17 protein-coding genes are annotated in these 19497 nt (G+C 67.1%); 12 read left to right on the top strand and 5 right to left on the bottom strand.

What is annotated here, in order from left to right:
* Positions 1–243 precede the first annotated feature (243 nt).
* The 4 genes from KY469_01425 to KY469_01410 are packed head-to-tail and all read right to left on the bottom strand — an operon-like array spanning position 244 to position 3107.
* Positions 244–1017 (bottom strand): ABC transporter permease, encoded by a 774-nt coding sequence (locus KY469_01425; protein ID MBW3661732.1) that lies wholly within the window; start codon positions 1015–1017, stop codon positions 244–246.
* Positions 1004–1939 carry an ABC transporter ATP-binding protein gene (locus tag KY469_01420; GenBank protein ID MBW3661731.1) on the bottom strand — a complete coding sequence of 312 codons (936 nt, stop codon included), beginning with the start codon at positions 1937–1939 and terminating at the stop codon, positions 1004–1006. Before KY469_01420 ends, KY469_01425 begins: the two co-directional genes overlap by 14 nt.
* 2 nt (positions 1940–1941) lie before the next feature.
* Positions 1942–2346 carry a DUF2089 domain-containing protein gene (locus KY469_01415; GenBank protein ID MBW3661730.1) on the bottom strand — a complete coding sequence of 135 codons (405 nt, stop codon included), beginning with the start codon at positions 2344–2346 and terminating at the stop codon, positions 1942–1944.
* The gene (locus KY469_01410) at positions 2343–3107 is read right to left on the bottom strand and encodes a DUF4097 domain-containing protein (protein ID MBW3661729.1); all 765 of its coding nucleotides are present in this window, start codon (positions 3105–3107) and stop codon (positions 2343–2345) included. The genes KY469_01415 and KY469_01410 overlap by 4 nt, the downstream gene beginning before the upstream one ends.
* A gap of 616 nt (positions 3108–3723) precedes the next feature.
* On the opposite strand from KY469_01410, the gene KY469_01405 reads away from it, so the two are divergent.
* The 7 genes from KY469_01405 (at position 3724) to KY469_01375 (ending at position 12822) form a co-directional block, all read left to right on the top strand.
* Positions 3724–4920, top strand: coding sequence for an ABC transporter substrate-binding protein (locus KY469_01405; GenBank protein MBW3661728.1), 1197 nt, complete (start codon positions 3724–3726; stop codon positions 4918–4920).
* Between the two features lie 190 nt (positions 4921–5110).
* Positions 5111–5656, top strand: a complete 546-nt coding sequence (locus KY469_01400; GenBank protein ID MBW3661727.1) for a hypothetical protein — start codon at positions 5111–5113, stop codon at positions 5654–5656.
* The gene (locus KY469_01395; GenBank protein ID MBW3661726.1) at positions 5656–7920 is read left to right on the top strand and encodes an MFS transporter; all 2265 of its coding nucleotides are present in this window, start codon (positions 5656–5658) and stop codon (positions 7918–7920) included. Before KY469_01400 ends, KY469_01395 begins: the two co-directional genes overlap by 1 nt.
* The gene (locus KY469_01390; protein MBW3661725.1) at positions 7917–11003 is read left to right on the top strand and encodes an ATP-binding cassette domain-containing protein; all 3087 of its coding nucleotides are present in this window, start codon (positions 7917–7919) and stop codon (positions 11001–11003) included. The genes KY469_01395 and KY469_01390 overlap by 4 nt, the downstream gene beginning before the upstream one ends.
* Positions 11000–11389, top strand: a complete 390-nt coding sequence (locus KY469_01385; protein MBW3661724.1) for a hypothetical protein — start codon at positions 11000–11002, stop codon at positions 11387–11389. The genes KY469_01390 and KY469_01385 overlap by 4 nt, the downstream gene beginning before the upstream one ends.
* The gene (locus tag KY469_01380) at positions 11377–11730 is read left to right on the top strand and encodes a hypothetical protein (GenBank protein ID MBW3661723.1); all 354 of its coding nucleotides are present in this window, start codon (positions 11377–11379) and stop codon (positions 11728–11730) included. Before KY469_01385 ends, KY469_01380 begins: the two co-directional genes overlap by 13 nt.
* A gap of 105 nt (positions 11731–11835) precedes the next feature.
* On the top strand, positions 11836–12822 hold the full coding sequence (locus KY469_01375) for a hypothetical protein (GenBank protein ID MBW3661722.1): 987 nt from the start codon (positions 11836–11838) through the stop codon (positions 12820–12822).
* Positions 12823–13036: 214 nt separating this feature from the next.
* On the opposite strand, the gene KY469_01370 is transcribed toward KY469_01375, so the two are convergent.
* Positions 13037–13708, bottom strand: a complete 672-nt coding sequence (locus tag KY469_01370) for a TetR/AcrR family transcriptional regulator (GenBank protein ID MBW3661721.1) — start codon at positions 13706–13708, stop codon at positions 13037–13039.
* Between the two features lie 563 nt (positions 13709–14271).
* Here KY469_01370 and KY469_01365 point away from each other — a divergent pair.
* The 5 genes from KY469_01365 to KY469_01345 all read left to right on the top strand — a co-directional run.
* Entirely contained in the window at positions 14272–15537 is a 1266-nt protein-coding gene (locus KY469_01365; GenBank protein MBW3661720.1) for an aminotransferase class III-fold pyridoxal phosphate-dependent enzyme, read from the top strand.
* On the top strand, positions 15534–16397 hold the full coding sequence (locus tag KY469_01360; GenBank protein MBW3661719.1) for a 3-hydroxyacyl-CoA dehydrogenase family protein: 864 nt from the start codon (positions 15534–15536) through the stop codon (positions 16395–16397). Before KY469_01365 ends, KY469_01360 begins: the two co-directional genes overlap by 4 nt.
* Positions 16398–16411: 14 nt before the next feature.
* Complete coding sequence (locus KY469_01355) at positions 16412–17341, top strand: 3-keto-5-aminohexanoate cleavage protein (GenBank protein MBW3661718.1); 930 nt, start codon at positions 16412–16414, stop codon at positions 17339–17341.
* Between the two features lie 133 nt (positions 17342–17474).
* Positions 17475–18503 carry a beta-lactamase family protein gene (locus tag KY469_01350; GenBank protein ID MBW3661717.1) on the top strand — a complete coding sequence of 343 codons (1029 nt, stop codon included), beginning with the start codon at positions 17475–17477 and terminating at the stop codon, positions 18501–18503.
* Between the two features lie 464 nt (positions 18504–18967).
* A partial coding sequence (locus KY469_01345; GenBank protein MBW3661716.1) for an alpha/beta hydrolase occupies positions 18968–19497 on the top strand: 530 nt, incomplete at its 3' end.

The raw sequence follows: 19497 nt of genomic DNA, 5'->3' as shown, positions 1-19497 counted from the left end.
CCGCGGACTCCCGCGCTCACACTTTGCGCGCGCCTTCGAGCTGGTGCCTCTGGACTCGACGGTTCCGATCTTCAGGACGTCCGTTATCCACATGGTCGAAAGAACCACTCGCGCGGCCATCTGGGCCGGTTAAGGTCAGTGCCATCTGTGGCCGGGGGGGGTTGCGGCTGACGGCGGGATGGTGCGGGACGCACGACCGGGGTGCCATCGTCGTCGTGTGGCCCGGACCGTCGGTGCCAGCGGCTAGCCCGTGTAGATCTTGGCCTCGGAGAACGAGAACCGTCGGATCGCGATGGCCGACAGCACCGCCGCGAAAGCGAGCAACACCGCGATCGGCTGGAGGGTCTGTACCACGCCGCCGGGCTCGAGCACGACCGCCCGGTACCCCACCATGGCCCAGTACGTGGGGGTCGCCGGTGCGACGGCCTGCGCCCAGCCCGGCAGGGCCTCGATCGGGGTGAACGCCCCGCCCAGGCCCGCGAGCGTCATCACCGTGATGCTGTTGAGTGCGTTCAGCGCCTGCGTCGATCGCAGGAACGCCGCGAACACGACGCCGACGGCGAGGAGGCAAAGCGCCAACGCGACCGAGACGAGGGCGACGCCGAGGACGGATCCGCGGATCTCGAGCCTGAAGAGCCACACCCCGGCGAGGAACAGGATGAGCTGCTGCGACAGGACCAGCAGGAAGGTGGGGACGGCCTTGCCGACGACGATCTCGAACGATCGCGCTTGGCTGGAGCGCAGCCGGTCCCAGGTCCCCCACCCGTGTTCGCGGAAGAAGCCGAAGCCGACGAGTCCCGCACCGAAGAAGCTGAACATCACGATCATCCCGGGCACGGCCTGCTCGGCACCGGTGGCGCCCTCGTAGCCGGCCTCGGCCAGGGCCGGGCCGAAGGCGGGCGTGAGGAAGGCGATCATCACGATGGGCATCAGCACCATCTGCACGAGCATGCCGGGCTCTCGGCGGAACAGCCGCAGTTCGTGCCGGGCGAGCACGACGGAGCTAGCCAGCGACACGTTCGACCTCCGGGGCGTCGTCCGCCGGTCGGCGACCGGTCAGCTCGATGAACACCGACTCCAGGCTGGGGCGCACGATCTCGAGGCCGAGGAGACGGGGAGCATCGGCACCGAGCGCAGCGACCACCCGGGCGGTGTCGAGCGCGGGCTCGCGACTGGGGACGAGTACCCGATCGCCGTCGACCGTCAGCGCGTGATCGCCGATCTGGTCCGGTGCCGGACCGTCGAACCGCAGCTCGATGTAGGTGGCGCCGTGCGCGTTGACGAGCTCCGCGACCGACCCCTGGGCGCGGATGCGACCGTCGGCGAGCAGCGCCACGGTGGCGTCCAGGACCTCGATCTCCGGGAGGTAGTGGGTCGAGTAGCAGACGGCGGTCCCCTCGTCCGCCAGGTCACGCACGAACTCCAGCAGCATCGCGCGGGTCTGGACGTCCGCGGCGACGGTCGGCTCGTCGAGCAGGACGAGAGCGGGCCGGTGCAGCAGCGCCATCGCCGTGTGCAGCCGGCGCTGTTCACCACCGGACAGCATGCCGGCGATGCGATCGAGGAGCGGGAGCAACCCCAGTGCCCCACCGACCTGCTCGATGCGCGCGTGCAGGTCGCGCCGGCGGAGCCCCGCGAGCTCACCGAAGAGGCCGAGGTTCTCGCGAACCGTCGCCAACGGGTAGACGCCGAGCTGTTGCGGCGCGTAGCCGAGCGAGCGACGGACGGTCATGGGGTCGGCGGTGGCGTCGTGGCCGCCGACGAGCACACGCCCGGCGTCGGGACGCAGGAGCCCCGCGACGATCGACGCGAACGTGGTCTTGCCGGCTCCGTTCGGCCCCAGCAGACCACAGATCTCGCCGGCCTCGACGGTCAGGTCGAGTCCGTCCAGCACGCGATGGTCCCCGTAGGACCTGCGCACGTCCTCCGCGACGAGCATCGTCATGCCAGCTCCTCGAGCTGTCGGGCGGCCTCGTCCGCATCGAGCTCGCCGCTGGCGAGGGCCTCGAGGATGGCGACGGCACGGTCACGCTCCTCCCGCGACTCCGCCGGCTCGACCTCGTCCGCGGCCTCGATGCCGAGCCGCTCGAGCAGCTCCGCGAACCGCGCCCGGGCGGTGGGGTAGCTGACCTCGAGGTGGCGCTGGAGGTCCTTGAGGTTCCCGCGCGAGGCCAGGAACACGCGGAGGAGCTCGCGGTCGGCTGCGCCGAGGGCGCAGAACTCGCACGCCTGGAAGACCCCGGACAGCTCAGTGTCGCACTCCTCACACGTGAGCCGGGTGAGCAGCAGTTCGTCGCCACAGACCGGACAGTCCCGTGGTGCCTGTCGGTGCCGGTGGCCGGTCATCCGCGGCTCCGGATGTCGACCGCACCGGCCGCCGTGTCGATCTCGAGCGTGGCCGTCCCGCGACCGAAGACGTAGCGGTCTTCCCTGAGGTCGATGCCGGCGCCACCCTGCCGGTCGGGGAGGCGGACCTCGCCCACCTTGGCGCGGGCCGTGACGGTGACGTCGGAGTCGGCGTCGAGGTCCAGGCGCACCTCGCCGAGCTTGCACTGCACCGTCGAGGCGCCGGAGGTGAGACGACCACGGCCCTCGACCGTGCCGGCCTTGAGCTTGAGCTTGAGGGGACCGCGGAAGCCTTCGAGCTCGAGGCTGCCCGCGGCGACCGAGGCGGCGATCGGGCCCCGCATGCCGGTCACGGTCAGCTCGCCGGCGGCTAGTTCGACCTCGAGATCGAGGTCGGGGTGGGCACGGACCTCGAGTTGCCCGCTGCGTCGCCCGATCCCGACGAACCCGCGGCGCGCACCGAACGTGAACCCGCGGCCCTCGACGCGGTCCTGGATAACCAGGGTGCGCCCTTCGGTGCGAGCTTCGTGGGGTCCGTCGGCGATCGCTCCGGCCACCGTGGGGTCGCCGATGATCCGGACCTCGGCCAGGCTGCAACGGACGCGGAGGGTCCGGATCCCGGGGTCCCTCGTGGCCGGCGGGGCGTCGGCGGCGTCGGCCGCGGCTCCGTCCCGCAGCTGGCGGAGCAGGGCCGCGGCGTCGTCGGGGCTGAGCGCGCCGGCGGCGACCTCGTCGAGGATGCGTCGTTGAGTGTCGTCCATGCGCAGTATGGAAACATCTATTTACTAATATGTCAAGACGGTCTCACATATCTTTACGACGGGTCGCCCGGGCGGGGCGGGCATACTCGCACCCGTGACACCACCGCGACTGGTCGGCGGGCAACAGGGCCCGCCCGTAGGATCTCACTCACTCGCGGGTTGCGCAGTATCGAACGATCGATTAGTCTGACGGCGAGACCAGACGCACCATGAGCCACCAAGCGGGGCAGCAATGAGTCTGTTCGCCACACGACTGCGCGGGCTCGCGTTTCTCCTGGCGATCGCCCTTGCCTCCGCATGTGGCTCCACGGCACAACAAGCTGGGGTGCCCGCCGCCCAGGGGACGGTCGCTCCTGGCGAGGACGAGCTGAGCCTGGGGCCGGCTCCTGGGGCACCAGGAGACGGCACAGGTTCCAGCGGAGATCTCCAGGTGAACGTCCCAAGGGCAAGCGGTGACGCGCAAGGCGACGCTCCAGACGGCCCAGCCCCTTCGGGAGAGACGGATCCATCCGACCCCGGGGCTCCCCCTGGGACGGGTCCATCGGATCCTGGGGCTCCAACCGCCCGTGCGAGCGGGCGCGGGTTCACCGCGACCCAGGTCATGATCGGTTTTCCGGTGTCGAAAGACGCGGGCGCAGCGAACAACGCTGTCGGGGGTACGGGTCTTGAGCAGGGCGACGAGCGCGAGATCCTGCGCGCCGTCGTCGAGGAAGTGAACAGGACTGGTGGGGTGGCGGGCCGCGAGGTCGTGCCGGTCATCTACGAGGTCGAGGAGAACAGCGCCCAGACATGGGAGCAGCAGTTCCAGGCCGCGTGCACCTACTGGACCGAGGACGAACCGGTGTTCGTCGCACACGTCAACACCAACTTCACGCGGGACTCGGTCCGAGCATGCCTGAACGACCGCGGCGTGCCGGTCTGGCGAGGCGGGTTTCACACCAACATGGACGCCGCCGTGTACGAGCGGTTCCCCCTATGGGTCGAGGTGCCCGCCATGGGCCTTGGCCAGATCAGTCGCACCCTGGCAGAGGACCTGGCCGACCAGGACTTCTTCAGCCCGACGGGTGTCGTCGACCAGGTGAAGCTGGGGTTGGTTCGCTACGAGCCGAGCCATTACGACCGAGCCACGGAGCAGCACCTCAAGCCGGCGTTGGCTCGCCATGGCGTCGAGATCGAGGAGGAGGTGCAGGTCACCGAGCCGAATGCCGTTAGCGACGTCAGTGGGGTTGCCGCCCAGCTCAGCAATGCCGTCCTGCGATTCAACACCAGGGGCGTGACACATGTGCTGTTCCTGGAGGAGACTTCCCTCCTGGCAGCGCTGTTCATGCGACAGGCGGACCCGCAGGAGTACCGACCGCGCTACGGCCTGCACTCGTTGAACGGACCCCAGGCGGGGCTGATCCCCAACGTCCCGGAACGCCAGCTCCATGGTGCGATCGGCATCGGGTACGCGCCGGTGCTCGACGTGCCGGTCGGGGATGCCCCGCCGACCCCGGGCCTCAAGAGGTGCATCGATCTGATGGAACAGGAGGGCATCGAACTCCCGAGTCAGTTCGGCCGGTACCTCGCGTTGGAGATGTGTGAAACGTTCTTCTCGCTCCAGGCGGCGGGTCGCGGTGCCGGCGAGCCGCTGAGTGCCGAAGGGCTCATGGCCGGCCTGTATGCGCTGGGTGACTCGTACCCCTCCGTGGTGGCCCCGCGGACCTCGTTCGCGAACCAGCGCCGCGACGGCGCCGCCGCCTACCGGCGCCTGGCGTTCGTGGAGGACTGCACCTGCTTTCAGTACACGAGTGACTTGCTGCCGGCGCGCTAGCTCAGCCCTGGAAGCCGCCGTCTTACGAGAGGGGAACTGTGGACTGGCGCTCGAAGGCGCGAACAGTCGCGAACAGTCGCGATCACGGCGCTTTGGGTCGCTGGTCGCCATCTCGGCATCGGCGTGGTGGACGGATGTCCTAGAAGCGGAGGAACGACGGCCGGCCTGTCGAATCCCCTCCATCGGGATCGTGACTGGTCTCGGCGGAGAGGTTGACGTGAGATCGTTCAAGGCCAGAGGGGCCGTCATGGCCACGGTGGTCCTGATCGGGGATCTCTCCCTCGCGGCGTGCGGGGTGGAGGGGTTGAACTTCGTCCGGGACGACCGGGTGCAGATCACCGCGCCGGAGGAGCGGTCACAGGTGAGGCTGCCCGTGACCGTCGAGTGGGAAGTTGAGGACTTCGAGGTTGCGGGGCCGGGGCAGGACGCGGAGGATGCGGGCTTCTTCGGGGTGTTCGTGGACCGGGCGCCACAGCCGCCGGGAGAGCCGTTGGAGTGGCATGCACGCGACGACGACGGCTGCGTGGCGGCGCGGGGCTGCCCTGATGAAGAATGGTTCGAGCGTCGGCGCATCTTCGTGACGACGGAGTCGTCGCTTGTCATCGAGGCGCTGGCGCGGGGGGAAGATGATCGGCGGGAACTGCATGAGGTGACCATCGTGCTGCTCGACGGGCAGGGTCGGCGTATCGGCGAGAGCGCCTGGGATGTCGAGTTCGAAGTTGTCAGGAGTCGTTGATGGTGGCCCAGGTGCAGACGGGGGGTGACGAGTCATCGACGAAGCGGGTGGCGTTCGCCGAGGCTGAGGCGCTCGTCGATGAGATCACCGCAGACCGTGAGGAACTTCGGGAGCAGGCTCGCGCCCAGCTGGGCATATCGGGGTTGCCGTCGGGGGATGTGCCCCCGCTACGGGAAACGCTGAAGCGCGAGCGACTGAGCGTGTATCCGATGGCGGCATTGTGTCTGCTGGCGGTGATCGACACGTTTCACGGCCACGCATTCGCGGTGCTCGCACCGGATATCAGCGCGGCTCTGGGAGTGTCGAAGAGCGCGATCGCGGTGGCGCTGGCTGTCAAGACGTTGGCACTCACGGTAGGTCCATTGCCGATGGCGGCGCTCGCGCAGGCGCCGCGCCGAGCGTTGCTGACGGTGTCAGCAGCGGTGTTGATGAGCATCACGGCGATCGGATCGGGCTATGTGACCCTGATCTGGGGGTTGCTGCTTGTTTTGGTACTTGACGGGTTGACGACGGGTGCGCAGTCGGCGTTGCACCGACCGTTGATCATGGACTACTACCCGCCCGAGGCGCGGGTGCGGGGGTTGACCTACTACCAGGCGTTCGACTCGGCAGGCAGCGTGGTGGGCCCCTTGGCGGTGGCGCTGTTGGCCGGCTGGTTGGCGTTCACCTGGCGGGGGGTGTTCGTGATGCTGGGTGTCGCATCGCTGGTGGCGACACTGTTCGCCCTGCGGTTGCGCGACCCAGGATTCGGCCGGTGGGACACCGACCAGATCCGCCAGACGGTACTGAGCCACCACGGCGCGGACGAGGCGGTGGCCAAGGCCGACGTCGAGCTGGGGTTCTTCGAGATCGCCCGCCGCCTGTTGATGATCCCAACAATCCGGCGGATTCTCACGTCGATGGCGATCATCGGGGTCCTGCTCATCCCGTTCCAGACGTTCTTGTTCTTCTTCCTCGAGGAGCGTTGGAACCTCGGGCCCGGTGGGCGGGGCCTGTTCTTCGCGTTCATCTCCGCGGTGCAGATGGTTGTGTTATGGGCGTTTGCCAAGCGCGGCGAGCGGATGTTTCAACGCGATCCGAGCCGGCTGATCGATCTGGTTTCGGTGCTGTTAGCCGCGGCCGTGGTGGTGATCTCGGCGGCCGCTTTGTCAACGAACTTCGCGCTCATGGTGGGGCTGTTCGGACTAGCGTGGGGACTGATCGCCATCTTCTGGCCCGCCTTGATGGTGGTGATGTTGTCGGTGATTCCCTCCCGGATGCGTCCCCACGCGGGCGCGTTGGCCGGGGTGTTCTTGGCCGGGGTGGGCGGCATGCTCGGCGCCATCTTCTTGGCGGGTATCGATAGGCGCTACGGGGTAACCGGCACCATCATGTCGCTGCTGATCCCCGGGGTCGTCGGCTCGCTCGTGCTCCGCACGACGAAGAAGCTGGTCATGCCCGACCTCGACCGGATGATCGACGAGGTCATCGAAGAGACCGAGGTGCAGCGCATCACCGCTGCGGGCGGACAGCTGCCGATGCTGGCGTGCCGCGGCATCGACTTCTCCTACGGCCAGCTGCAGGTGTTGTTCGACGTCGACTTCACCTGCGACCACGGGGAGATCGTCGCACTGCTCGGTGTCAACGGCGCGGGCAAGTCCACGCTGCTGCGCGTCATCTCCGGATTGGGTCTGCCCTCCACTGGCTCCGTGCGCTTCCACGGCCAGGACATCACCTACCTCGACGCCGAACGTCGCATGCGTCTGGGCATCAGCCAGGTGCCAGGCGGTCGGGCAGTGTTCGGCCCGATGAGCGTGGTCGACAACTTGCGGTTGTTCGGCTACACGCTGCACAAGTCACCGAGGGCCCTCGATGCCGCGATCGACGCGAGCTTCGCCGCCTTCCCCCGGCTGGGGGAACGACGCAACCAGCTCGCCGCCACGCTGTCGGGCGGCGAGCAGCAGATGCTCGGGCTGTCGAGGGCGCTGATACTCAAACCGCAACTGCTGCTCATCGACGAGCTGTCGCTGGGCCTCGCCCCGGTCATCGTCGAGCAACTGCTGGACATGGTCCGTCAGATCAACGCCACCGGCACCGCGGTGATCCTCGTCGAGCAGTCGGTCAACATCGCCCTGTCCCTGGTCGACCACGCCTACTTCATGGAGCAGGGCGAGATGCGCTTCGACGGCAAAGCCGCCGATCTGCTCGCACGCGACGACCTGCTCCGCGCAGTCTTCCTCGAAGGGGCGTCGAAGGGCACCACCGACGGGAGGGCACGTCGGTGAGCGTGACGCTCATGGGGTTCGAGCTGGCCCTGCCGGTGGTCATGCTTGGGGTGATCACCGGACTGACGTACGGGCTGCTGGCGGTCGGGCTGGTGCTGGTGTACCGCACGAGCAAGGTGATCAACTTCGCACACGGCGAGGTGGGCGCATTCGCCGCGTCGGTGTTCGGCCTGGTGGTGCTCCGCTACGGGATGCCCTACTACCTGATGCTGCCGTTGGCGATCCTGTTGGCAGGGGGCATCGGGGCGGCGACTGAGGTCGTGGTGATCCGCCGTCTGCGCAAAGCGCCGCGACTCATGAGCATCGTCGCGACCTTGGGGGTCGGCCAGTTCCTCGTGATCTTCTCGCTAGTGGTCAACGAGCAGGCGCATGCAGGCACGTTGTTCCCGCAGCCGCCCGGGGTACTGCAGTTCGACATCGGGGCGTTGCGGATCACGCCGGCGTACTCGGGGATGCTGCTGCTCGCGCCGCCGTTGGTGGTGGCGCTGGCGTGGTTTCTGGCCCGCAGCCGGTTCGGGCTGGCGATCCGGGGAGCCGCGGCCGACGGCGACCTGGCGCGGTTGTTGGGAATCTTCTCTTCGCGGATGTCGTCGCTGTCGTGGGGGATCGCCGGGGCGGTGTCGGGGTTCACCGCGATCCTCTACATCCCGGCGCTGGGGGTCGCGTCGGGACAGGTGGTCGGGCCCGGTTTGCTGTTGCGCGCCTTGGCAGCGGGGGTGATCGCAAGGATGCACAGCCTGCCGATCGCATTGGCAGCCGGGGTGGGCATCGGCGTGGTCGAGCAGACGTTGCTGTGGAACTACCCGCGCGGCGGGCTGGTGGAGATGTCGTTGTTCACGATCATCCTCGGCGCGCTGCTGGCACAGCGTCGGGTGGGCGGCCGCGAGGAGGAGAAGGGTTCATGGGCCGAGGTGAAGCCGTGGCGGGCGCTGCCGGAGGCATATGCGCAGGTGCGGGCGATCCGCGCGCTTCCGACCATCGTCGCCGTGGTGGGGTTCGTGGTGCTGGTGGGCCTGCCGGCGGTCGTGAACAACAGCGTGTCGGTGACGTTGAGCGGGTTGATCGCATTCATGATTGTCGCGTTGTCGGTCGGGTTGATCACGGGGCTGGGTGGGCAGTTGAGCCTTGGCCAGTTCGCCTTGGCAGCGATCGGTGCGACCATTTCGTACTGGGTGTCGTCACGCACCGGCAACTTCTTCCTCTCGTTCCTCTACGCCGGTCTCGCCGCAGCGGTCGCGTCGCTGGTGATCGGACTGCCAGCGTTGCGCATCCGAGGGTTGATGCTCACGGTCACGACCTTGTCGTTCGCCCTCGCGACGCCGGCGTGGTTGTTGCAGCAGCCGTGGATGCTGGGCGACGGGATCGACCCGGGCCGCCCGATCATCGGTGAGTATGCGTTGACCTCGGGGCACGCCTACTACTACGTCGCTGTCGTCGCGTTGCTGGCGATGATTTGGCTGTCGCGCAACATTCGCTGGTCGGGCATCGGCCGGCAACTCGTTGCTATCCGCGACAACGAGGACAACGCCCGCGCCTTCACGGTTCGGGCGGCCGGGGTGAAGGTGCAGGGGTTCATGCTTGCGGGGTTCGTCGCGGGGATCGGCGGCGCGGTCTACGGGCACGGGCTGTCGGGCCTCGGCGCGCAGGCATTCCCGCTCAACGCAAATATCAACGTCGTGGCAATGGCGGTGATCGGCGGCATCGGAGTGCTCGCCGGCCCGATCCTCGGAGCGCTGTACATCATCGGCATCCCCGCGTTCGTGCCACTGGATTCCGCCGGACTGGCGGCGACGAGCCTCGGCTGGCTGCTGTTGATCCTCTACGCGCCCGGTGGGATCACCAAGATCATCGAACCGGTCCGCGACCGGCTCGTCGACCGTCTCGCACGTCGTGACGGGCTCGACGTCGAGGCAGTTCGTGCCGGCGAGGACGCCCAGCCTGGGGCGGGCGCAGGCATCGCGATCACCCACGCGAGACGCGACCCCGTCGCTGGGTCGGCGATCAAGGTGGCGGCCGGCAACGGGCAGCTCGGTCCGTACGGCATCGAATTGCTGCGTGTCGATGACGTCCGCCGCCACTACGGCGGCGTCAGGGCTGTGGACGGGGTCAGCTTCTCGGTGGCGGCCGGCGAGACGGTGGGGTTGATCGGCCCCAACGGTGCTGGGAAGACGACGACCTTCGAGCTGATCAGCGGGTTCACCGCGATCCAGAACGGGCAGGTGACGTTCGACGGCATCGACATCACCCGCCTGGGGCCAGAGGACCGCGCCGACGTCGGGATCATCCGATCGTTCCAGGACGCCGCCCTGTTCCCCACCATGTCCGTACTGGACACGGTGACCCTGGCCTGCGAAAAGGTCGTGCCAACCCGGTTCTTCGCTTCGCTCCTTGGCCTGTCCGGCGGCGAACGCGAGCGAACCCAACGGGCCCGCGAGCTCGTCAGCTTCTTCGGGCTGGAGCGCTATCGGAACAAGACGATCGCGGAGCTGTCCACCGGTACCCGCCGCATCACCGAGTTGGCTTGCACCGTCGCGCTCCAACCGCGTCTGCTGCTCCTCGACGAGCCGTCCTCAGGCATCGCTCAGCGCGAGACCGAAGCGCTGGGAGCGCTGCTCGAGGACATCAAGCGCCACCTCGACCTCACGATGGTCATCATCGAGCACGACATCCCGCTGATCATGAGCCTCGCCGAACGCATCGTCGCGATGGACTCCGGGCGCAAGATCGCCGAAGGCACGCCCGAGGCCGTGCAACGCGATCCGAGGGTCATCGAGGCATATCTCGGCGGCAGCGTCGCCGCTATCCAACGCTCCGGAAACCTCGGCGCCGCGACCGGTCAGCTGCCGGCAGCCAACGGCGAAGCAGCGCTCGGCGCCATCACGGGTATCGGTCCGACCAGACGCGCCGCGCTGATTGACGCCTTCGGCACCGTCGACGCCATCCGATATGCCACGACCGCTGAGCTGGCCACGGTTCCGGGTATCAGCCGAACCCTCGCTGAACGCATCCACGACACGATCACCATTGGCGGCGCCGAACTCGCGAACCATGGCGACGGCCCGCCTGGAAGGGACCCCGTATGATGATCGGACGGATCAAGGGGGGTGTAGCAATGCGCCCGACTTCACCGATCCTGCTCTACATCGGGCTCGCCGTGACGGCGGCGGGGTTCGCGCTGATAGCGATGACCTGGGGACGGGTGGCGCCCCTCGATTCGGTGGCGCTGCAACTTCCCTACCTCGTATCGGGCGGTCTGACGGGTCTTGGCCTGATCATTGTCGGAGCGGTGATGCTCAATGTGCACGCCAAGCGGCGCGAGGCTGCCCAGCGTGAGCGCCAAACGCAGCAGCTTTTGGAGATCCTCCGCCGGTTGTCACCAGAGACAGATGACGGCTCGGTGCCCGAAGCTGCTGACGCGACGGAGCCCGAGGACCCGTCCGGTACCGAGGAGCTGGCATGGCGTCGATGAAGGAAGTGCACATCGTCCTTCGGTGGCAGCCGGCGTACTGGGCGACCGTCATCGGCGCTGCGATGGTGCTCGCGGGCTTCGCGATGCTGCTGCTGGGTTGGCGAGGTTCAGCGGCGCTGCTGCTCGTTCCGTTGCAGTTGCCGTACGCGACCTCGGGCGGCCTTGCGGGACTTGCTCTCGTCGGCTGCGGTGCCGCGCTGCTCAACGTGCAGGTCACCCGCCACCTTGCCGCTCGAGAACACGCCCACATGGGACAGGTGATCCGACAGGCCACCGCCCTCATGGCGTCGGCAGAGCCCGTCGGCTCAGTTTCCGGGCCGCATCCACCGACGCAAGGCTGATCCATGGCCCCGGTCTACCGCCGTCGCAACGGCGAAGCGCCGGCTCCTCGACGCTCGTTCCCCGGGTCACGCGTTGCCGCGACGTTGCTCGGTGCGGTGTGGTTGGTGGCGCTGCCACTGCCTGCTGTGGCCGACGGCGAGGAGGAGGTGGGCACCTCCGTCGAGGCGTGGTATCGGGGCAACCTGACCGAAGCGGACGAGCCGCTCTGCATCCTGCCCTGCCCAGAGCTGGCTGTGCCTGAGAGCCCGCAGGCCGAGGACACCTTGCACGTGGGCGTGTCGGCTGGCCGCGAAACCGCGCGAACCTATTTCAGTCTCGATCTGTCCGGGCTGGCCTCCGGCTCGACGTTGACGGGTGGGACGGTCCGACTGCCGGTGGCCGGTGCGGATGCGGGAACGACGTCACCTGAGCTCGCCGACCTGATCGCGTGCGCCGTCGACAGTTTCGTGCATCCGGCGCAGGGGGGCCCACCAAACGAGGCGCCGCCCGTTGACTGCTCGAGATCCGTGATGTTGGAGCTGGACGACGACGGCGAGGCCTTTACCTTCGACCTAGCGCCGCTGACGACCGCTGAGCCGACCTTCGGCGACTTCCGGGTCGCGGTGATCCCCTCCGAACTGGCGGCCGAAGAGGCGCAGACGTGGCGCGTGGCGTTCCACGGCCGCGACCGAGAAACCGACGATGCCGAACCCATCACCGCACAGATCCGATACCGCATCGACAGCGACTTCGGCGCGCCGCAGCCTGGAATCGGCGGTGTCGAATCCGATGAGGAGATCGATCCGCCAGCCGATGGAGCCGTGGCGAGTCCTTCGTTCGAGAGTGGGCAGTGGTCCGCGCCCACCTTCGACGACACACCGGCGCCGACGGTCCAACCTGAGGGCGGCAACGCGGTCATAGAGGAGCCGCTTGTGGCGCCTGATGAGCCGCAGCAAGCACCTACACAGCCGACGCTTGCAATAGCGCCGGCAACCCATCCCGCCTATCCGCAGGTGTGGCTGCTCCCGCTGGCGTTCCTGGCTCTCGGGGGGCTACTCACCCGCTCGCTGTCGGTGGGCTACGTGGTGGACGACGCATCATCGAAAACCTGAAGGAGACGGACGAGCGTGGCACGGGGTGCTCGCTTGGTGATGGGAGGCCCAGCGCGGTGAGGTGCGGGACGTGCTCGGAAGGTGGTCGTCGATTGGCCGTAGACGTCGGGGTGATTGCCGGTGTAGACCGGAAAGCAATCGATGTTGAACGGCCCCTCGGGCAGCGGCGTCGCGTTGGTCACGCGCTACTCCTGGGAGGCGGCTGTCCGCTCGGCTAATCGCTCGCCTGCACAGGGGCACCAACGCCGTGGAGCAAGGACGCGAACCAGCTTGACGCCGGGAGGTCCAGGTCGTTAAGGGTCAGAGGTGCGCCATCGCGAGTCGCGCGGACCATGGCTAACGCGAGGTCTGCGAACTCCTGCGCGAGTTGTTCTGGGTCCATTTGACCATCCGGGGAGTACCAGTGCGCGACTCCATTGCACATCTCGACAAGTGCGAGCCGCGTCGTGCGTGCGTTGATGAAGGTGAACACGCCCTGCGTCCGCCCCCGTTCGAGCGCGTCGGTCCAGCGCGCTTCGATCTGGTCTCGCAGTTGGATCATCTGCTGGCGGCCCTCGGCACCAAGGGCGCGAATCTCGGTGTCGACGACGGAGGCTTCGAGCCGGTAACGCGCTTGGCCTATGACGTGGAGCTGGGTCAGTCCGGCGAGTTGCTCTTCGGGCGCCGAGAGCCGCTCCGCCACGCTCCGGCAGGCTGCCACGAGTTGTTCCTGGGTGTCCCGCATGATCTGGAGGAGAAGTTCCTCCTTGTTGCTCACGTAGTAGTAGAGGGCCGACACGGACAGGCCGGCTCGGTCGGCGATGTCGCGGATACCCGTGGCGACGAAGCCCTTCGAGGCGAACAGCTCAACCGCCGCGTTCCAGAGGCGTGGGTCGATGGAGCGCATCTCGTTGCCTGTTCGTCGCGTCGCCGATGCGGGGGCGTCCCGCCGGAGTGACGGGCTCAGGTTACTTGAGGCGACGTAGGAGGAAGTCGGTCCAGTCGACCATCGCAACCAGGCTGTCCCACGTGGCGCTGTCGGTGGTCTTGCCATCGGCGAGCCGGTGGGCGATCGGCACGGCCCCTTGGCTTGGTCTCGGCGGGGGACCGGTTGCGGGTCGCGATTGCTGGTCGCCACGCCGTGACGTTCGCACGTGTTCCCGAGGACGGTGACCCCGTCTTCAAGGTCGAGCGGAACCAGCACCAGGCTTCGTACATCGACCTGCCCGTGCGGCGCCGGACCCTGATTGCCGAGGGTGCGGGGCACCAGCAATCGGCGGACTTGACATTTGTCGAACGTTCGATATAGCATCGTCAGCGCAAAGGTCGGAGAGGGAGAAACCGTTCGATGTCGGTGAGTGGATCGACGCAAGGTAGCCGTTGGAACCGGACGTACCGTCGGTTGCGCGATAATCCCAGCTGTGCAGGTCGAGCATGAGGGGCGGCAGTGGCGCTGGGGGGGTCCGCACCATGGCGACGGTGCACGAGCGCTTCGTCGAACGAACGCCGAAGTCCGCAGCGTTGGCTGATCGAGCGCGCGCCCTCATGCCGGGGGGCGACACTCGGGCCGCGTCGCACCACCCCCCGTACCAGCTGACGTACGTACGGGGTCAAGGCAATCGGTTGTGGGACGCCGACGACAACGAGTACCTCGACCTCCTGGGGAACTACACCAGCCTCGTACACGGCAACGCATTCCCTCCGGTGGTCGAAACGGTCCAGCGTGTCGTTCCCGACGGCACCGCCTGGGCTGGTCGCAACCTCCACCAACTCGAGCTCGCGGATGAGCTGCTAAGGCGGATCGCGTCGGCGGAACTGGTGCGCTTCACCAACTCCGGTACTGAAGCAGTCATGCTGGCCATCCACATCGCGAAGATCGCGACGGGACGCCAAAAGATTCTCATGGCTCGCAACGGCTACCACGGGGGACACGAGGACACCGAGGCCGGCACGTTCGCGGGAACCCGCACCGAGCCGCTGTTCGGCGGTCCGCGCGGCACCGACCACGCGACGCACGTCGCGACCTTCGGCGACGCTGAGTCCTTCGAGACCATCCTCGCCGAGAAGGGTCACGAGATCGCGGCGGTCCTGCTCGAGCCCGTACAGGGCGCGGCCGGCATCGTGCCCCCGCCGCCGGGGTTCCTCCGGAGCGTCGCAAAGGCCACGAGAACAGCGGGCGCGGTTTTCATCCTCGACGAGATCATCACACTACGGCTGGCCGACGCCGGAGCACAGTCCCTCTACGACGTGACACCTGACCTCACAGCGCTCGGCAAGATCATCGGAGGCGGGTTCCCCGTCGGCGCGGTCGCTGGACGCGGCGACCTCTTGGAGCTGACCGACCCCGCGAACGGACGCCTGCACAACTCAGGCACGTTCAACGGCAACCCCGTAACGATGGCCGCGGGTGTTGTCGCCTTGCGCCACCTGACCCCCGAAGCCATCGAAGTCATGCACCGGCAGGCAGAGCGCATCTCCGACGCGATAGCGCACACGGCCCGTGAACTCGAACTGCCACTCGATGTTCGGCGGACCGGCTCGCTCCTGGCCTTGGGGGCGCCTCCGGAACTCGAGATTCCCTTGCACCTCGCCAGCCTCAACAACGGGGTGTATTTCGCCCCTAGAGGCCTGCTGGCGCTGTCCACCGTGTTCAGCGACGACGACGTACAGTCGGTGATCGACCGCTTGGGCGTCGCCATGACCGAGGTCAGCGCGGAAGACCGCGTGGTCCCATGAACGTCACGATCCTCGGCGCGGGACTCATGGGTCAGGCACTCGCGGCCCTCTTCAGCGGACACGGCCTGCACGTCCGAGCCACGACCTCACGCCGGCACCATCCGGATGAGATCCGTCGGGCCATCCGCGAACGCCGCGACCGCGACGACGGCGTCGAGGTCGAGGTGATGTACGACACGAGCGCGGCGGTCACTGGGGCGGACATCGTCATCGACTGCCTCCCCGAGGACCTCGAACTCAAGGTCGCGGAGCTCGGCCTGGCCCAGGAGACTGATTCGAACGCGGTCGTCGCGACGAACACGTCTTCCTTCGGGGTCGGCGAGATCGCCAGCAGACTCTCGAACGCCTCGCAGGTGCTCGGCCTGCATTTCCTCAACCCACCGACCCTGCTGCCGGTCGTGGAGGTGGTTGCCACATCCCAGACGAGCGCGCGTGCTCTGCAGCGAGCTAACGAACTGGTGATCGCCTGCAGCCTGGAACCTGTGGCGATCAACGACACGGAGGGTTTCGTGATCAACCGACTGCAGTTCGCGCTGCTGCGCGAGGCGCAGGCGTTGGCCGAGGCGGGCGTCGCCACGCCGACGGCGATCGACACCATCGTGCGCGACGGCCTTGCCCGACGCTGGGCAGGTTCAGGGCCGTTTGAGACCGCGGCACTCGGCGGGGTCCCTCTGTTCGACGCGCTTGCGAGTCGTCTGTATCCGCACCTCGACCGCCGTAGCGAACCAGCCACGTCGTTCGCCGGAAGCACCGTCGACGTGGACGTCAGCGCTGCCTCGCGCCGCCGAGACGCCGTGCTCCGACTCCTGGCGGATGTTCCCCGACCGGAACGCCGATCGAAGACCTTGACCAACTCGTGACCAAGGAGCACCAAATGGCGAAGTCAGCGATCGTCACCTGCGCCATCACCGGCGGCGTGCACACGCCAACGATGTCGCCGTACCTGCCGGTGACGCCTGAGGAGATCGCCGAGCATGCGGCAGGCGCCGTGGAAGCCGGGGCCGCCATCATTCACCTCCACGCTCGCGATCCGAAGGATGGGCGCCCCACCCCCGACCCGACCGTGTTCGGCGAGTTCATCCCCGCCATCAAGGAACGGACCGGAGCCATCATCAACATCACGACCGGTGGCGGGCTGGGTATGACGCTCGACGAGCGGCTCGCAGCGTCGTTGAAGTTCAGCCCGGAGGTGGCGTCGCTCAACATGGGGTCGATCAACTTTGGGATCTTTCCCGTGCTAGACCACATCAAGGAGTTCAAGTATTCCTGGGAAGCTCAGTACCTCGAGTCCAGCCGCGACTTCGTCTACAAGAACACCTTCACGGACATCGAACGGGTCCTGCGAGAGCTCGGTGAGGTGCACGGGACGCGGTTCGAGCTGGAGGTCTACGACCTCGGGCAGCTCTACAACGTCGCGCACTTCGTTGAGCGCGGGTTGATCACGCCTCCGTTCTTCATCCAGTTCGTGTTCGGCATCTTGGGAGGCATGGGGGCAGAGGTCGACCACCTGATCCACCTGCGCGCGACCGCCGAGCGTCTCTTCGGCGACTCGTTCGAATGGTCCGTCCTGGCTGCGGGCCGCCACCAGATGCCGATGGTGACGACCGCGGCCTGCGCAGGAGGCAACGTCCGGGTCGGGCTCGAGGACAGCCTCTACGTCTCGAAGGGCGAACTCGCCAGGACCAACGGCGAACAGGTGCAGAAGATCGTGCGCATCCTGGGTGAACTCTCGATCGACGTTGCGACCGTCGACGAGGTCCGCCAACGTCTCGCGCTCAAGGGTGAGGACGCCGTCAACTTCTAACGGTCGCCTGTGCGAGCGTCTCCTTCACGGAGAGGGTTTGTGCAACAGCCTAAAGATGGTAACCCTGGATCATCATCGATCGTTCGATAGGGAGTCGGCGGTCCCTCAAAGGGCCGATGAGGAGGAGTGGACCGTGCAAGAGGGCCAAGCGATGCTTGAGAAGTTTCTCGCCGCCAATTCGGAGGTGCCGGGTGTGCTCCTACACATCGATGGCCCGCGAGGCTCATGGTCCGGTGCAGCAGGCGTGCGGGATCACGAGACAGCGGAAGCCCTAGAGCCGGACGCCACTTTCCGGATCGCCTCGGTCACGAAGACCTACACCGCTGCGTCGGTACTGCGACTCTGCGAACTCGGAAACATGAGCCTCGACGATCCCATTGGTACCTACCTCGACGAAGAGCTGCGCGACCTCCTGGGTGACGACAGATGCCAGGGCATCCTCGTCTCTCACCTGCTTAGCCACACCAGTGGGCTGTGCGACTTCGTCGAAGACACGAACTACGTAGACCTCGTCATGTCCGATCTACAGCGCCAATGGACGCGGGAGGAGCAGGTGCATCTCGCGCTCACCGGCTGTTCTGACGTCGGAGCGCCCGGTGAGACGTTCCACTACTCGGACACTGGTTACGTGCTGCTCGGCGCTGCGATAGAGAACGTCATGGAGGCTGACCTCGCCCAAAGTCTCCGCTCACTGCTGCACTTCGATGACCTAGGCCTCGTATCCACGTACCTCGAGTCGCTCGAACCGACTCCGCCGCAAGCGAAGCCCCGGGCATGTCAGTACCTCGATGGGCGGGACACCTGTGACGCAGATCCCACGTTCGATCTCTGGGGCGGAGGAGGACTGGTAGCTACGACGCAGGATCTAGCTGGATTCTTCCGCGCCCTCTTCGAACACCGCGTCTACGAGTCCATTAACACTCTCGATCGTATGATCGAGCCCGCAGCCATCAGTGATGATGGCGCCCAGATCGGTTTTGGCATCGCGGGCCGACCGGTTCCCGGCGGCATCCTCTACGGCCACGGAGGCTACTGGGGGGTGTATGGCGGATTCCTGCCCAATCTCGACATGGCGTTTGCCGTGGCCATCCTCGAACGAAGCGGGATGGATGCACTTGCCGAAGAGTTGCTGCCCCAAATCATTGCCAGCGCCGACGGCTGAGGCCTTGCCGTAAGTGAGGAGTCATGGAGTGACTTGAGCTCCAGCAGCGTCCACGTCCCCGGCACCACCCCCGGCGGGCCCGGCCAATGGTCGCGGCCCGCCGACTTCACCCCCACCTCGACCCGCACATCGTCACTATCGGCCAACGACCTGCCCGACACGCATGCAGCTCAACGAGTGGTGTCCACGTCGTAGTAAGGGGCAGGCTCAGCCCGTCGTCTCAACGAAACGAACTCGGTGAACCCCTGTGACGGTGTCGTCCACTCGAGGGTCCGGAGCAAGGGTTGAACGGTTGTAGCCGCTGGGCGCGAGTCGCGGGCTTGGTGTCGTTGTGGGATCTCGCGCCGGCAGCCGGATGAGTAGAAGAGCCTCACTTGATTTATATCGAACGATCGATTATCCTAGGTGACAGTGCATCCCCATGACCACGCATCCAGGAGACGACGTTGGGGCGAGGAAGCGCAATGCAGCTAAGGGGCCGTGACCAGGTCGTCAAGCTCAGGGTCGGCCGAGGGATCGGGGCGGCCCACTACGGCGACCCGAATGGGACCCCGGTCTTCCTCTTCCACGGCTTCCCCGGCAGCCGCCTCGAAGGGATGCTGGCCGACGAACCAGCGTCGGAAGCCGGCGTGCACCTGATCGCGTTGGACCGGCCCGGGTTCGGCCTGTCCGACTTCGCGCCGCGTCGCACGGTCAGCAGCTGGGCCGACGACGTCGCCGAGGTCGCGACGATCCTCGGCATCGACCGGTTCGGAGTCATCGGGGTCTCCGGCGGGGGCCCGTTCGCCCTCGCGTGCGCGGCACGGATCCCCGACCGCCTCCTGGGCGTTGCGTTCGTCTGCGGTGGCCCTCCGCCCGAGGCGCCCACGACCCAGGAGTCCGCGTTCGAAAACAACGCGAAGATCTTCCGGCTCGGCCGCTACGTCCCGATCATCCCGCGGATGCTCAACGCGTACATGGCCCGCAAGACCCGCCGCAACCCCGACGACATGCG

Source organism: Actinomycetota bacterium (genome assembly GCA_019347575.1).
Lineage (GTDB): Bacteria > Actinomycetota > Nitriliruptoria > Nitriliruptorales > Nitriliruptoraceae > JAHWKY01.
This window is presented reverse-complemented; position numbering and strand designations above follow the sequence as displayed.